Genomic DNA, 15,989 nt, shown 5'->3' on the forward strand with positions numbered 1-15,989 from the left:
GAGAGGGAAGGGGGGATGGCGATGAAGCCATGGATGGTGGTCTTGCTGGTGATCGCAGGTATCTTGTGTTTTTTAGCCCGGTGGGGGAAATTGGTCCCTGCTATGGGGCCGGTAACCACAGATTACGGGCGGCCCGTGGTGGTTCTGGATGCGGGACACGGCGGAGAAGACGGGGGAGCAGTCACCGCTTCCGGCCATCGGGAGAGTGACATCAACCTCCAGATTGTCAAAAAGATGGAATATGTCATGGCGCTTTGCGGCGTAGAGACCGTTCTGACCCGCAGTGAGGATGTCTCTTTGCACGCCCCAGGTGCTGCAGAACGCGGGGAACGTAAAGAATCCGACTTAAGTTATCGGGCTGATTTGGTCAACAATACCTCCAATGCCATGCTCATCAGCATCCATCAAAATCAATTTTCCGACCCGTCGGTATCTGGCGCGCAAGTGTTTTACACACTGGGAGATGTGGGTCGCCAGTGGGGAGAATCTACGCAGCAAGCACTGCGAGACTTGGTGGACGAGACGAACACCAAAAAGGCCAAGCAGGTATCCGAGGATGTCTACCTGTTCTCCCACATTTCCTGTCCCGGATTGCTGGTGGAATGCGGCTTTCTCAGCAACGGCGTGGAGGCCTCGCTGCTGCTCACCGACGGCTATCAGACCCAGCTGTCCCTGGCCATTACCGGGGCATATCTGCACCAAATACAAATGATGAGCAAAGCCACAGGAGGAATCTGAATGGCAAAAAATAAAACGGTCTATTATTGCACGCAATGTGGCAATGAGACGCCCAAATGGCAGGGAAGATGTCTGGCCTGTGGCACTTGGAACACCATTGTGGAGCAGCCCGCTGCCGCCACCGAAACCAAGAAAAAAAGTGGAGGTATCACCTCCACTCTGCGCAAACCTCGTCCTATGCTGGATGTAGAGGCCACCGACGAACTTCGTTTCCCCACGGGAATGAGCGAATTGGATCGAGTATTGGGCGGGGGAGCCGTAAAAGGCTCTCTGGTACTGGTGGGCGGTGCTCCCGGCATTGGTAAATCCACCCTGATGCTCCAAATCTGCAACAGTCTGTGTCAGTTTGCCTCGGTGCTCTATGTATCTGGCGAGGAATCGGAACGCCAGATCAAACTACGGGCCCAGCGTCTGGGCATTTCCGGTCAGGGGCTTTATCTCTATTCCGAGACCAACCTGGACGATGTGGTAGCGGCGGTGGAGGAACAAAAGCCAGACATTTTGATCGTAGACTCCATCCAAACCGTGTACAACGGAGATTCGAATGCTTCCCCGGGCAGTGTCGCCCAGGTCAAGGAGTGTACCATGACTTTGATGCACTTGGCCAAGGGGCTGGGCATCACTGTTTTTGTAGTGGGCCACATCAACAAAGAGGGTTCTCTGGCTGGCCCCAAGGTACTGGAGCACATGGTGGACTGTGTACTGCATTTTGAAGGGGAGGAGCACAACTCCTACCGCATTCTTCGGGCAGCCAAAAACCGCTTTGGCGCCACCAATGAGATCGGCGTGTTTGAAATGGGGGACCAGGGGCTTTCCCAGGTGCCCAATCCGTCCGAGGCGTTGCTGTCGGGACGCCCCCAAAACACACCTGGTTCCTGCGTAACCTGTGTGATGGAAGGCGTACGTCCGGTTCTGGCCGAAGTGCAGGCGTTGCTCACGCCGTCAGCTTACGGAACATCCCGACGCTCTTGCAATGGCTTTGATTACAACCGGGCCATGATGCTCTCAGCTGTGCTGGAAAAACGTGGGGGACTCATGGTGTCCAACTGCGACGTGTACATCAATGTCATCGGTGGTCTGAGCATCACAGAGCCGGCGGCAGACCTGGCGCTCGTTGTGGCTTTAGCATCCAGCTTCCGGGACAAGCCCGTTCCGTACGATCTGGCTGCCATTGGCGAAGTAGGCCTGACCGGAGAGCTGCGTGCTGTACACGCCTTAAACCAGCGGCTGAGCGAAGTGCAGCGGCTGGGATTCACCAAGTGTTTGATCCCAGCCCGGCACAGTGGTAAGCTGGTGGTTCCGGATGGATTACAGCTCATTGAGGTGCACAACATCCGGCAAGCGATTGCGGTGCTTGTCTGAAGACTTGGGCACATAATTCACACAGGGATGGTCGGTGCCGTCCTGGGCGACGTTGCGCATGGGCTGTGAGCCAGCAGCGTACAGGGTACACCGACCATCTGACTGATGCTGACAGGAGAGGGTGCACGGAATGAGACTCATGGTAAAAAACCTCCGATTCTTGTTCCGGAGCACCCCAGATCAAATTGATATACAACTCAACAAAATTAAAATTTTGTTGAGTTGAGGGGAGGGGCAGCCCGGATTTGAGATGGATCTAGCATCTCCAGGCTGTCCAGGCTTTATGTATACAAATATGGTGATGAAATATGAAAATTGACTACCGAACTCAGGCGCCGCCCGTGTTACGGGATTTCTTAGCGTACCACGAAACCATCCAAGGACATTCGTCTAAAACGGTGGATGAATATTTTTTGGATTTACGCACATTCTTGCGGTATATGAAATTGGAAAAAGGCTTGGTACCCAGATCCACGCCGCTAGACGAGATCTCCATTGATGACGTAGATATTTCTTTGATTCGATCGGTGACCTTGGCCGATGTATATTCTTACCTGAGCTTTCTCAGCCGAGACCGGGCCAAAAACCACAATGCACCCCAAGCTGGTTGTGGTCTGGAGGCATCCACCAGAGCACGCAAAGTTGCGTCCATTCGTTCCTTTTACAAATATCTCATAAATAAGGCCAAAGTAATTTCAGAAAATCCTATTCAAGAGCTGGATGCCCCCAGACAGCGGCAAACGTTACCTCGATTTTTGACGCTGGATGAATGTATTCAGCTGTTGGACAGCATTGACGGAGCCAATGCGGAACGAGATTTCTGCATCATTACCTTATTTTTAAATTGTGGATTGCGAATCTCTGAGCTTGTGGGACTGAACATCGGTGATGTACGGGAAGATCGTATGCGAGTATTGGGCAAAGGCAACAAAGAGCGATTTGTCTTTCTCAATGCAGCTTGTCGCAGCGCCCTGGACGACTGGCTGGCTGTACGTTCTCAATCCGCCGCAGTTGACCCTTATGCGCTGTTTATTACTCGAAAACGTACCCGAGTGACCAAAGACGGCATTCACTACATGATAAAGAAACGTCTGAAAGCTGCCGGATTAGATTGTGAAAAATACTCAGCTCATAAACTCCGCCATACCGCTGCCACATTGATGCTTAAGAACGGCGTAGATGTGCGCACTTTGCAGGAAATTCTCGGCCATGAACACTTAAATACCACCCAAATCTACACTCATGTGGACAATGATGCCATGCGGCAGGCCGCACAACTCAACCCTTTGGGGGATCGTCGCAAGAAAAAATAGCCCCTCTCTCCTGCTGGTTTGTCAAAACGCACAAAGCCTTGTTTGGCACTGTGTATAATTTGTCCTAAAAAAGATTGGCTTAAACCTTGCAATTTTCTAAGATCACTGTTAAAATAATGACGTGCGAAATCAATTAATTCTACTAAGGAGTTGATTCAAATGCCACTGGTCAATACTACCGAGATGTTCAAAAAGGCATACGATGGTGGGTACGCTATCGGCGCCTTCAACGTCAACAACATGGAGATCGTGCAAGGCATCACCGAGGCTGCAAAGGAAGTCAACGCCCCCCTGATCCTTCAGGTTTCCAAGGGCGCTCGTGCCTATGCCAACCACACCTACCTGGTGAAGCTGGTTGAGGCTGCCATCATCGAGACTGGTCTGCCCATCTGCCTGCACCTGGATCACGGCGACAGCTTCGAGACCTGCAAGAGCTGCATCGACGGCGGCTTTACCTCCGTCATGATCGACGCCTCTTCCAAGCCCTTTGCTGAGAACATTGAGCTGACCAAGCGTGTTGTGGAATATGCTCACGACCACGGTGTTGTGGTTGAGGCTGAGCTGGGTGCTCTGGCCGGCGTGGAGGACGAGGTCCAGGTTTCCGCCGAGGATTCTCACTACACCCGTCCCGAAGAGGTCGAGGAGTTCGTGGCCAAGACCGGCTGTGACTCTCTGGCCATCGCCATCGGCACCAGCCACGGCGCTTACAAGTTCACTGCTGCTCAGTGCACCCGCAATGAGAAGGGCGAGCTGGTTCCCCCTCCCCTGCGCTTCGACATCCTGGACGAGGTCGTGCGTCGTCTGCCCGGCTTCCCCATCGTTCTCCATGGTTCCTCTTCCGTGCCTCAGGAGTACGTGAAGATGATCAACGAGAACGGCGGCAAGATGCCCGACGCTGTGGGTATCCCCGAGGAGCAGCTGCGTCAGGCTGCCCGCGGCGCTGTGTGCAAGATCAACATTGACTCTGACCTGCGTCTGGCCATGACCGGCACCATCCGTAAGTTCTTCGCTGAGCACCCCGACAAGTTTGACCCCCGCGAGTACCTGAAGCCCGCCCGTGCCAACATCAAGGAGCTGGTCAAGCACAAGCTGATCAACGTTCTGGGCTGCGACGGCAAGGCCTAATCAGCGCGTTTTTAACGCATCACAACATTAGGAGGATTCAAACATGTCTCAACTGAAAGGCGCATGTATTATTGGTCAGTCCGGCGGTCCTACCTCCGTGATCAATGCCAGTGCTTACGGTGTTATCCGCACTGCCCTGGATAACCCCAACATCACCGCCGTGTACGGCGCTGCCCACGGCATCAAGGGCGTTCTCAACGATCGTCTGTATGACATGAGCCAGGAGGACGCTCACGAGCTGGAGCTGCTGCTGAACACTCCCTCTTCCGAGCTGGGCTCCTGCCGCTACAAGATCGCCGATCCCGACGTGGACGACACCGACTACAAGCGGATCCTGGAGATCTTCAAGAAGTACGACGTGCGTTACTTCTTCTACAACGGCGGTAACGACTCCATGGACACCTGCTCCAAGGTCAGCCGCTTCATGGCCAAGTCTGGCTATGAGTGCCGCGTCATGGGCGTGCCCAAGACCATCGACAACGACCTGTTCGGCACCGACCACTGCCCCGGCTTCGCCTCCGCTGCTAAGTACATCGCTACTTCCTGCGCTGAGGTGTACAAGGATGCTCGTGTGTACGACACCGGCATGGTCACCATCATCGAGATTATGGGCCGTCACGCTGGCTGGCTGACCGCTGCTGCCGCTCTGGCTGGCGTGGTGGGCTGCGCTCCCGACCTGATCTACGTTCCCGAGGTGGACTTCGACATGGACAAGTTCCTGGCTGATGTGACCTCCATCTACGAGAAGAACGGCAACTGCATCGTGGCTGTCTCCGAGGGCATCCACTATGCTGACGGTTCCTTCGTCTCCGAGGCTAAGACCTCCGCTACCGACGGTTTCGGTCACGCTCAGCTGGGCGGTCTGGCTGCTATGCTGGCCAACATCGTCAAGGAGCGCACCGGCGCCAAGGTCCGTGGCATCGAGCTGTCCCTGCTGCAGCGCTGCGGCGCTCACCTGGCTTCTCAGACCGACATTCGGGAGTCCTTCCTGGCTGGTAAGACCGCCGTGGAGGCTGCTGTTGCCGGCGAGACCGACAAGATGGTGGGCTTTGAGTGCTCCCGTGAGAACGGCTATGAGTGCAAGACCAAGCTGTTCAACCTCTCCGAGGTGGCCAACTTCGAGAAGAAGGTGCCCCTGGAGTGGATCAACGAGGCTGGCAACGGCATCAACCAGGGCTTCATTGACTACGCTCTGCCCCTGATCCAGGGTGAGAACACCCGCGCCACCGAGAACGGTCTGCCCCGCTTCGCTCGTCTGAAGAAGGTTCTGGCCAGCAAGTAAGAGTAGACCTCTTCCCTGCTTTGTGCTATGATGATGAGGAATTGCAGAAATGCAATTCCTCATCATTTTTTATTCCCAAAGGAGATGAATGGAACATGCTTCACGTTGCAATCCTTGGCGCTGGCCACATTGCTGTGCAAATGGCAGATACCATCAATCGTATGAACCACAGTGGAAACCACGCAGTTTCCCTTTATGCAGTAGCAGCCAGAGACCTGGAGCGAGCCCAACAGTTTGCCGCCACGCACGGTGTGCAGCGGGCCTATGGTAGTTATGAGGAGATGTTACAGGATGAGCAGATCCAGCTGGTATATGTGGCCACGCCCCATTCCCATCACCACCAGCATGTAATGATGTGCTTAGAGCACGGAAAGCATGTTCTGTGTGAGAAAGCCTTTGCGGCCAATGCCAAGCAGGCTCGGGAAATGCTGCAGTGTGCGAGAGAAAAGGGATTGCTGCTCACAGAAGCCATTTGGACTCGATATCAGCCCATGCGCGAGATCATCTCTCAAGTGGTAACCTCCGGTGTCATCGGACAGCCTCGGATGCTCACCGCCAATTTGGGATATGAAATCTCAGGAAAAGAACGTATTGTAGAGCCTACACTGGCTGGCGGTGCACTGTTGGATGTGGGAATCTACCCGCTGAACTTTGCAGAAATGGTGTTTGGTGACCCGGATCAAGTGCACGCTGTGGCTACCCTCTCTGATAAGGGGGTAGACCTTCAGGACAGTATCACCCTGACTTGGAACGATGGAAAAATGGCCGTATTAAATGCCGGCGCCAACTGTGTATCTGACCGTATGGGAATCATCTACGGTACCAGCGGATATGCCATCGTGGAAAACATCAATAATCCTCAGTCCATTTCCGTCTACGATGCTAAGTATCAGCTGGTCAAGCGTTACCCCTGCCCTGCTCAACTCACCGGCTACGAATATGAAGTGATGGAAACAGCGGCATGTATTGAGGCAGGAGACCTGGAGTGCCCCTCCATGCCCCACCAGGACACCATTCACATGATGGAGCTGATGGACGAGATTCGTCGCCAACTTGGCGTGCGATATCCCTTCGAAGCATAAGAAAACTCCGATGTGACATAGACCACATCGGAGTTTTTTCTTTTTATAATTCCTCCGGTTTCTTAGGCTTCATGCCCCAGAACACCAAATTCATGAGTATGACGATGAGGAACACCACACCAATCGCCACCCAGAATCCCATATTGACCCCCCACAGCGTGATGGTACCAAACAAATACATCCACATATCATTCCAGTTCATGGCTTATTCCTCCGTTCTTATAGTAGTTCTCCATAATGCCGCACATAGGCTTTTTTCAAGCTGGTGGCCAGGATCATGTAGAGCAGAATACAGGGAATCAGGTAGGCAAAATAGGCTCCAGGCAAGGCCACAAATCCCAATGCAGCACCCAGCGGAGTAAACGGAATCACAGTGAGCACGGTAATTCCAGTCAAAGTCAGCAATGTCAGCGGCGCCGAAGCACGGCTCTGAATAAAGGGAAGCTTTGGGGTTCGGATCATATGGATAACCAAGGTCTGGCTCCACATGGACTCCACAAACCACCCTGCCTGGAATAGGCCAATGTATTGTGCCTGCATCATGGCCAGTTCCGATCCGCTGAAATGGGCAGGCAGATCGTTGAACAACACCCCGCCCGAGACAAACACGGGACAGAAGACAAAGTACATAAAGAGATAAGTGGTAAAGTCAAAGATGGAGCTGGTAGGCCCGATCCACAGCATGAAGTTTCCAACACTGGAAGCATCCCACTTTCTGGGCTTTGCAATAAACTCCTCATCCACGTTATCCCAGGGGATAGCGGTACAGGACAAGTCGTAAATCAGATTGAGGAAGATCAGATGCACGCTCATCATGGGCAGGAAGGGCAACAGCGCAGAAGCAGCCAACACCGAGAACATATTCCCAAAGTTGGAGGAAGCCGTCATTTTGATGTACTTGATCATGTTGGCATAGGTTTTGCGCCCCTCGATGATTCCCTGCTCCAATACCATCAGATCTTTTTCCAGCAGGATGATATCCGCGGATTCCTTGGCCACGTCCACAGCTGTGTCCACCGAAATACCGATGTCCGCAGACTTCATGGCCGCGGCATCGTTGATACCATCCCCCATGAACCCAACGGTATGTCCATTCTCCCGCAGAATGGAGACCACGCGAGCCTTCTGCTCAGGAGTCAGCTTTGCAAAGACGTCGGTGGTTTCCGCAGCTTTGGCCAGCTCCTCATCACTCATGCGCTCCAAGTCAGAGCCTAGCAGCATATTGCGCAGCTTCAGCCCCACCTGTTTGCAGATGGTCCGGGTAACCTTGTCGTTGTCTCCGGTCAAGATTTTGGTAGTCACACCGTGAGCCTTTAACGCCCGGATGGCATCTGCGGTGGATTCCTTGGGCGGGTCTAAGAAAGCCAGATACCCCATCAATACCATATCGCACTCGTCTTTCACTCCAAAAGCCCCCACCGGAGACGGATTGCTCTTTTGGGCGATGGCCAATACACGGAATCCCTTATCATTGAGTTCATCCACAGTCTGGAGAATGCGGCCTCGCACCTCATCACTCAGAGGCTGCACTTCTCCTTCGTACTCCACATGGCTGCAAATGGAGAGCATTTCCTCCACAGCACCCTTGGTCACCATCTGGGTCTTTCCGTTCTTGTCCTGTACCACAGTGGTCAAGCGACGCCGGGTAAAGTCGAAGGGGATCTCATCCACTTTGACATAGTGTTCCGACAGATCCACCAGCCGAGCATCCTCCGCTTCTGCCTCTTCGGTCTTATGGATAATGGCAAGATCCATCAGGTTTTTATATCCGGTCTGGAAGTAGCTGTTGAGATATGCATGGCGGAGCACGCGCGTGTCATCTTTTCCATTGACATTGAGGTGATACTCCAACACCACTTGATCTTGGGTCAACGTGCCCGTTTTGTCGGTACACAGGATATTCATGGCCCCAAAATTTTGAATGGAGTTGAGATTTTTTACGATGGTCTGCTTTTTACTCATGGATACTGCGCCCTTGGCCAGACAGGTGGTCACAATCATAGGGAGCATTTCCGGGGTCAGTCCCACCGCAATGGAAATGCCAAACAAAAAAGCATCCAGCCAGTCTCCCTTGGTGATGCCATTGATAAAGAATACCAACGGCACCATCACCAGCATGAAACGGATCAATACCCAGGAAACTGCATTCACGCCCTTGGTAAAGCTGGTCTCCACCGCCTCTCCAGCCACAGCAGAGGCCATAGACCCAAAGAGTGTGTGGTCACCTACACAAACCACAACTGCCGTTGCACTGCCGGAAATTACATTGCTGCCCATAAAGGCCATGTTAGTGTAATCCGTCACGCTCTTTGCCGGTGCATTGACATGGGGTGTTTTCTCCACTGGCTCGCTTTCCCCCGTAAGGCTGGCCTGGCTGACAAACAGATCTTTTGCCTCTAAAATACGCACATCAGCGGGTATCATATCGCCAGCAGACAGATGTACAATATCTCCTACTACCAGGTCATCCATGGGAATCTCCACCTTTTCTTGCCGTCTCCGGGTAACTGTGCAGGTAGTGGTAATCATGGACAGTAGCTTTTCCGCTGCATTTCCGCTTCTGGATTCCTGAACGAACCGAAGGGTACCAGAAATCAGAACCATGGTGAGAATGATGACCACGGTCAGGCAATCAAAATCCTCTGGCGTACTTCCCAAAAGAGAAAAATAAGGGAGTACCATATCCGTTATGGTAGATACCACTGCTAAAAAAAACAGAATGGCCGTAAATGGATTGATGAATGCTCCAGCCAGCCGTTTGGCCAGTGATTTTTTCTTTTCATGGGTCACTTTGTTGCTGCCATATTCGCTGCGATTCACCACCACCATTTCCTCGTCCAGGCCACACAGGGCCGCTTGCAATCGGTTCATGACAGCTGTAATGGAATTGGTGGCTGCATCTTGAATCCAACGGCTATATTGCTCACGGGCTATTGCTTTTTCCGTGTCCTGGCGAACCGCCATACGCTTTTCTTTCTGGTTCATGGGTCTTACCTCCTTGCATAGAGTCAAGGCAAGTACAGACATAGGGAAAACATGCCACTCCACATTCCATATGCTGTAGGATGCCTATACGGATAACTGGGACTACCGTCGGAGTCCATGTGCTCCCCTCCTCTCGTAATTTTGCATCAGCTTTTAGATTTCTCATCCTGTATCAGTATAAAAAAATCGCAAGGAAAATCACATGGTCAAAACCTTGCGATTTCCTTGCGATTGGGCTAGAATTCCTTGCTATACTTTGTCGCTGAACTTATATCCGATCCCCCAGATGGTGAGAATATATTCCGGTGCATCTGGATTTGGCTCGATTTTCTTTCTCAGCTTTCGAATAAACGCCATAATATTGCTGTCATCCATAAGATAGTCGTTTTCCCACACAGCCTGATAAATTTGTTCCTTGGTAAACACTTCTCCGCGGTTGCGCGCCAAAAAATACAGGATATCAAACTCCTTGGGAGTCAGTGCAATCTCTACACCATCCCGCTGTACACTTCGCAACCTGGGATCAATGGAAAGCGTAGAACAGCGAATGACGGGATTGGAGGGCATGGGCGTATCCTGTTCGCCCATCTCCAGCATCAGGGACCTCATATTGCCGTCCACCAAGTCTGTGAGCCCTTCCAGCAGCTCTTTTACTGCCGGCGTATCTGGAGCGGAAAGCCGAAGCTTATCCGTTAACCACTGAGTCAAGGCGAAATCCAGAGCGATAAAACCAATTTTCTTCTTCATTCCAGATTCCTCCTTTCTCAAAGCAACTCACGGTATTTTTTTATGTACCAGCTCTTGGCCATAGTGACCAACAGCAGATACGCCAAAACCACCACCACTAAGAAGATGAAATAGGTAAACGGCAATGCAGTCAACCCAATCAAATGTCCCATGGAAGTAAAGGTCAGCGCCGTAAAAAAGATAATTCCCAAGGTGGTTACCATCATCACAGGACGAGATGGTCTACTTTGCATCAGCGGCACTTTTGGTGTGCGAAGCAAATGTAAAATCAGCACCTGTGTCCACATAGATTCCAAAAACCATCCTGTTTGGAATAGAGCGATAAAGCGAAGCTGTTCATGTTCATTCAGCCCCCCAAAACTTCCACCGCAAATCCAAGGACACAGCACGAAAAACAGATATCCAAATGTGACAACATCAAATAGTGAGCTGATGGGCCCGAAAAACCTCATAAAACGCTCCAAGGTACGTCCCGACCACTCCAACGGCTGCACACAAGTTTCTTGGTCTACATGATCCCAGGGCAGCACCAGACACAGCGTGTCGTAGAGGAGGTTCAACAGCAGAAGCTGAACGGATGTCATGGGAAAAAAGGGCAAAAATACGCTGGCAACGACAATGGAAAGGATGTTTCCAAAGTTGGAGGAAGCAGTAATTTTAATGTATTTGGACACGTTGGCAAAAGCTTTGCGCCCCTCCTCAATGCCTGCTTCCAGTACATTCAGATCTTTTTTCAGCAGAATGACATCGGCGCCTTCCTTCACGGCATCGGCAGCTGTGTCCACCGAAATACCTACATCGGATGCCACAATGGCAGGCAAATCGTTCATGCCATCTCCCAAAAAACCTACTGTATGTCCATTTGCCTGCAACGTCTGCAACACCAGCACCTTTTGTTTGGGAGAAAGTTCTGCGAATACAGTTGTCCGCTCCACTCTCACCGGCAATTCATCCTCTGTCAAGCGCTCCAATTCTTCTCCGGTCAAAGTCTCTACTACATCAATTCCCAACCTGCGACATATGGAGACCGCCACGCTCTTTTGATCGCCAGTTAGTACGCGGATGCCCACGTGAAGGTTCTGTAGCTTTTCAATGGCATCCGCCGCTGTGCGCTTGGGTGCGTCAAAGAAGGCCAGGTATCCCAGGAGGATGAGGCCCTGCTCGTCTCCTTCCTCCATCCATTCCAGATCCAGGGGCTTGTACGCCACGGCTAAAACCTTCATGCCGTCTTCCAACATTTCATCCACGATTGTGTGTACGCTGGAGAGCCCATCTGCCCCCATGTCCCTGCGCACGCCCTTATATTCCACACCACTGCACCGCCGACACACAGCATCCACGCTGCCCTTGACTAGAAGTATGTTCTCCTCCCCGTGTTGCACCAAAATGCTGGCCAGCTTCCGCTCGTAGTCAAAAGGAAGCTCGTCCAGCTTTGGGTGCTGGGCTTCCAGGCTTTGAAAGTGCTCGCCGTGCCCCGGCATATCCTGGCATTTCAAAATGGCACTATCCAAGTGGTTCTTGACGCCGGTATGGTATCGACTGTTCAAATATGCGTAATCCAAGACTTCCTGACTTTCATTGCCCAAAACATCCATGTAATACTCCAGTGCAATTTGGTCGCCAGTTAATGTTCCGGTTTTATCCACGCAAAGGATATCCATGCTGCCAAAACCCTGCATGGCGTTGATGTTCTTGACGATCGTCTGTTTTTTACCCATAGCAGCGCTGCCTTTGGCCAGACAAGCGTTGATGACCATGGGGAGTAGTTCCGGAGTTAATCCGACTGCTACCGACAATGCAAACAGAAACGCTGATATCCAATTTCCTTTGGTGGCACCACTGGCCAGAAAAACAATGGGAATCAAAATGGCCATGAATTGAATCAGAACCCGCGCAATGGAATTGGCTCCCTGGTCAAATCGGTCACTTTCCCTGGCCTCAGCTCGAGAGAACCCCCCGTAGACCGTGTCCTGACCCACAGCAAGCACAATTCCTTCACCGATACCTCCAACCACCGAAGACCCCATAAAGGCAAGATTCCGATATTCCGCATAAGAGTGTCGCTTTCCTGGTGAAAGAGGTTGGGATTGCTTTTCCAAAATGGTGCTTTCCCCTGTTAACACCGACTGAGACACAAACAGATCTTTGACCATGGTCAAACGAATGTCTGCCGGAACCCGATCTCCAGCAAAGAAGCGGACGGTATCTCCCACCACCAGTTCCGCGGACGAAACTTCCACCCACTCCCCATTGCGAAGGACCATGGCACGGGAAGCAATCATTTTTGTCAGGCGATCTGCCACGTGTTTAGCTCGCATCTCTTGGGTCAATCGAACCAATCCACTCACCAGCAACATGCTCAAAATAATGGTCACAGTGGTCATGTTTCGACTGAAATTCGATGCAAGAAGTACGTCTGTCACAAAAGAAATTACAGCTAGCACCAATAAGATCATGGAAAATGGATTGATAAATGCGCGCCGCACTCGGTAGAGCACCGTATTTGAGGCTCTTCCGGACAAGACATTTCTGCCATATCGACTCCGGCTTTCCTCTACTTGCTCATCGGTATATCCCTGTTGGGAGACGTTCCATTCTTGGCGTAGCACGTCGATCTGTGTGTATGCGTAATCCAGAACTCTCGGATGAACGGACCGGTCTTCTTTCACTTGCCCCACCTCCATGTCGTCCTCTTATCTTACCATAGATTGCGCTTTTGGAAATCTTGCTTTTTCCTTGTTTCCTTTCATCCATGAACAAGAATAGCCTCAAGCCATCGCTGTGGCTTGAGGCTATTCCTTTGTTGTATGTTGCTGTCGTAAAGTTAACCGTGAACACCGGTGAGGTCACGGAGCATGGACAGGCTGTTCTCATCGATAGCCTTCTTCATACCCAGGGCTTCGGTGATGTCGTAGTCCACAATATCATCCCCGTTCATGGCAACCACACGGCAAGTCTTGCCTTCGGCCAGAAGACGAACCGCGTGATAACCCATATTGGTAGCCACCATACGATCCCGGGAAGTGGGAGAGCCGCCGCGCTGGACGTGTCCCAACACAGTCACACGGGTATCCAGAGCGGTATACTCCTTGATCTGCTGAGCCACGCCGTAACCGCCGCCGGGTACACCCTCGGCCACGATGACCATGAAGTGAGTGCGTCCACCCAAACGTGCCTGGCGAATAGGGGTGATGACATCCCGCTGGAAGTCCACCGGTTGCTCGGGCACCAGCACCACAGTGGCGCCGCAGGAGATACCAACAGCCACAGCCAGGTGGCCTGCACGGTGGCCCATGACCTCCACCACAGAGCAGCGCTCGTGGGACTTCATAGTGTCGCGAAGCCGGTCAATGCTCTCCAGAGCGGTGTTGCAGGCGGTATCGTAACCGATGGTATAGGACGAACAAGCAATATCATTGTCAATGGTACCAGGAATGCCGATCACGGAAATACCGCTGTCAGCCAGAGTCAAAAGGCCACGGAAAGTACCGTCGCCACCGATGCCCACCAGAGCATCCAAGCCCAGCAGCTTGCAGGTGGCAAGGGCTTTGTTTCGACCGGCCTCCTCCTTGAACTCCAGGCTACGGGCGGAGTACAGAATGGTACCGCCGCGGCGGGAGATGTCGCTGACGCTCTCAAAGTCGAGACGGGCAAAGTCACCATTGATCAAACCGTGATAGCCACGGCGAATACCAATGCACTCAATGCCCATGTGAAGAGAAGTTCGAACCACCGCTCGAATGGCGGCATTCATGCCGGGGGCATCCCCGCCACTGGTAAATACGCCGATACGATGCACTGCAGTATCCATATTGAGACCTCCCAAGATAGAAAGATTTGTATGAGTTGATTAAACCTTCAGTTCCGTATGAACCCCAGTAATGGCCTGTGCGTGAGAGGCGAGGACAGGAGCCACAAACTCCGCAATAAAATCATCCACCTGCTGGGGACAGCGGCCGATGTAGCGGGAAGGCTCCATATGAGCCACCAGCTCCTCTCGGCTCATGCCAAAGAGGGGATCTTCGGCAATCAGGTCGATGAGGTTGTTGTTCAAGCCCAGATCCTTCACGTTGTGGCCGGCCTCCAAGGCATGTACACGAATGCGCTCGTGGAGTTCCTGACGGTCCCCACCCTTCTTCACAGCGTCCATCATGATGTTCTCACTGGCCATGAAGGGAAGTTCCTCCATAATGTGCTTTTCGATTACCTTCTCATGTACCACCAGACCGGCAGAAACATTCTCATAGATATTGAGAATGGCATCCACAGCCAGGAACGCCTCAGGTACAGAAATGCGCTTGTTGGCGGAGTCGTCCAATGTGCGCTCAAACCACTGAGAAGCGGCAGTGACAATGGGGTTCATCACGTCAGCCATCACATACCGTGACAGAGCACAGATGCGCTCACAGCGCATGGGGTTGCGCTTGTAGGGCATGGCAGAAGATCCAATCTGCTTGCTCTCAAAGGGCTCTTCCACTTCCTTGAGGTGACACAGCAGGCGCACATCAGTGGCAAACTTGCTGGCAGACTGGGCAATGCCGGCCAACGTGGAAAGAACCGCAGAATCCACCTTACGGGAGTAGGTCTGACCAGACACAGGGACAGAGGCCTCAAAGCCCATCTCCTTGGCAATCCGACGATCCAGCTCCTTACACTTTTCGTGGTCACCCTCAAACAGCTCCAGGAAGGAAGCCTGGGTACCAGTAGTACCCTTACAGCCCAGCAGCTTCAGGGTAGAAATGCGATACTCGATCTCATCCAGATCCATCAGCAACTCATTCATCCACAGGGTAGCCCGCTTGCCCACCGTGACCAGCTGGGCAGCCTGGAAATGGGTGAAGCCCAGAGTGGGCAGAGCCTTATATTTGGTGGCGAAGTCGGACAGATTGGAGAGCACCCGCACCAGTTTGTCCCGGATCAGCATCAGGCCTTCCCGCATGATAATCACGTCGGTGTTGTCACCTACATAACAGCTGGTAGCACCCAGGTGAATGATGGGCATGGCCTTGGGACACAGCGTACCAAAGGTGTGGATGTGCGCCATGACATCGTGACGCAGCTCCTTTTCCTTTTGAGCGGCCAGCTCATAGTCGATATCGGTCAGATGAGCCTCCATCTCCTGAATTTGCTCCTGAGTGACGGGCAGGCCCAGCTCCATCTCAGCGCGGGCCAGTGCAACCCACAGCTTGCGCCACGTGGAAAACTTCTTGTCCGGCGAGAAGATGTACTGCATCTCATCGCTGGCATAGCGAGACGAGAGAGGACTTTCGTAAATAGATTTGTTCACGGTGAAAAGAACCCCCTTATTGGATGTAAGCAGGGCGAAACTACGTTTTCCCCGCTTCTTTCAGGAAC

13 protein-coding genes are annotated in these 15,989 nt (G+C 52.4%); 6 read left to right on the forward strand and 7 right to left on the reverse strand.

Annotated elements, in window-relative coordinates; translation table 11 throughout:
- Positions 1-21: 21 nt before the first annotated feature.
- Together B5G37_RS04755 and radA are read left to right on the forward strand one after the other, a co-directional pair.
- Positions 22-738: an N-acetylmuramoyl-L-alanine amidase gene (locus B5G37_RS04755; protein WP_158099347.1), complete on the forward strand. Its 717-nt coding sequence runs from the start codon at positions 22-24 to the stop codon at positions 736-738.
- A complete protein-coding gene (radA, locus tag B5G37_RS04760) occupies positions 739-2,100 on the forward strand; it encodes a DNA repair protein RadA (protein ID WP_087254694.1) in 1,362 nt (453 codons plus the stop codon).
- Here the strand turns inward: radA and B5G37_RS14940 are convergent.
- Positions 2,047-2,241 carry a hypothetical protein gene (locus B5G37_RS14940; RefSeq protein ID WP_143482869.1) on the reverse strand — a complete coding sequence of 65 codons (195 nt, stop codon included), beginning with the start codon at positions 2,239-2,241 and terminating at the stop codon, positions 2,047-2,049. The genes radA and B5G37_RS14940 overlap by 54 nt on opposite strands.
- A gap of 167 nt (positions 2,242-2,408) precedes the next feature.
- Between B5G37_RS14940 and B5G37_RS04765 the strand changes: the two genes are divergently transcribed.
- The 4 genes from B5G37_RS04765 to B5G37_RS04780 all read left to right on the forward strand — a co-directional run bounded on the left by B5G37_RS04765 (position 2,409) and on the right by B5G37_RS04780 (position 6,902).
- Positions 2,409-3,413 (forward strand): tyrosine recombinase XerC, encoded by a 1,005-nt coding sequence (locus B5G37_RS04765; RefSeq protein ID WP_087254698.1) that lies wholly within the window; start codon positions 2,409-2,411, stop codon positions 3,411-3,413.
- A gap of 159 nt (positions 3,414-3,572) precedes the next feature.
- Positions 3,573-4,538 (forward strand): class II fructose-1,6-bisphosphate aldolase, encoded by a 966-nt coding sequence (fba, locus tag B5G37_RS04770; protein ID WP_087254701.1) that lies wholly within the window; start codon positions 3,573-3,575, stop codon positions 4,536-4,538.
- 43 nt (positions 4,539-4,581) lie between these two features.
- A complete protein-coding gene (locus B5G37_RS04775) occupies positions 4,582-5,820 on the forward strand; it encodes a 6-phosphofructokinase (RefSeq protein ID WP_087254704.1) in 1,239 nt (412 codons plus the stop codon).
- A gap of 95 nt (positions 5,821-5,915) precedes the next feature.
- Positions 5,916-6,902: a Gfo/Idh/MocA family oxidoreductase gene (locus tag B5G37_RS04780; protein WP_087254707.1), complete on the forward strand. Its 987-nt coding sequence runs from the start codon at positions 5,916-5,918 to the stop codon at positions 6,900-6,902.
- 43 nt (positions 6,903-6,945) lie between these two features.
- On the opposite strand, the gene B5G37_RS15525 is transcribed toward B5G37_RS04780, so the two are convergent.
- The 6 genes from B5G37_RS15525 to purB all read right to left on the reverse strand — a co-directional run bounded on the left by B5G37_RS15525 (position 6,946) and on the right by purB (position 15,921).
- Entirely contained in the window at positions 6,946-7,104 is a 159-nt protein-coding gene (locus B5G37_RS15525) for a hypothetical protein (RefSeq protein ID WP_087254710.1), read from the reverse strand.
- Positions 7,105-7,121: 17 nt separating this feature from the next.
- The gene (gene mgtA / locus B5G37_RS04790; RefSeq protein WP_087254715.1) at positions 7,122-9,887 is read right to left on the reverse strand and encodes a magnesium-translocating P-type ATPase; all 2,766 of its coding nucleotides are present in this window, start codon (positions 9,885-9,887) and stop codon (positions 7,122-7,124) included.
- A 249-nt stretch (positions 9,888-10,136) separates the two neighbouring features.
- The gene (locus B5G37_RS04795; protein WP_087254718.1) at positions 10,137-10,634 is read right to left on the reverse strand and encodes a winged helix-turn-helix domain-containing protein; all 498 of its coding nucleotides are present in this window, start codon (positions 10,632-10,634) and stop codon (positions 10,137-10,139) included.
- A 17-nt stretch (positions 10,635-10,651) separates the two neighbouring features.
- A complete protein-coding gene (mgtA, locus tag B5G37_RS04800; protein ID WP_343229683.1) occupies positions 10,652-13,303 on the reverse strand; it encodes a magnesium-translocating P-type ATPase in 2,652 nt (883 codons plus the stop codon).
- A gap of 155 nt (positions 13,304-13,458) precedes the next feature.
- Positions 13,459-14,445 (reverse strand): ATP-dependent 6-phosphofructokinase, encoded by a 987-nt coding sequence (locus B5G37_RS04805; protein ID WP_087254723.1) that lies wholly within the window; start codon positions 14,443-14,445, stop codon positions 13,459-13,461.
- 39 nt (positions 14,446-14,484) lie between these two features.
- Positions 14,485-15,921: an adenylosuccinate lyase gene (purB, locus tag B5G37_RS04810; protein WP_087254726.1), complete on the reverse strand. Its 1,437-nt coding sequence runs from the start codon at positions 15,919-15,921 to the stop codon at positions 14,485-14,487.
- Positions 15,922-15,989: the final 68 nt, after the last annotated feature.

Source organism: Pseudoflavonifractor sp. An85 (assembly GCF_002161235.1).
Taxonomy (GTDB): Bacteria; Bacillota; Clostridia; order Oscillospirales; family Oscillospiraceae; genus Enterenecus.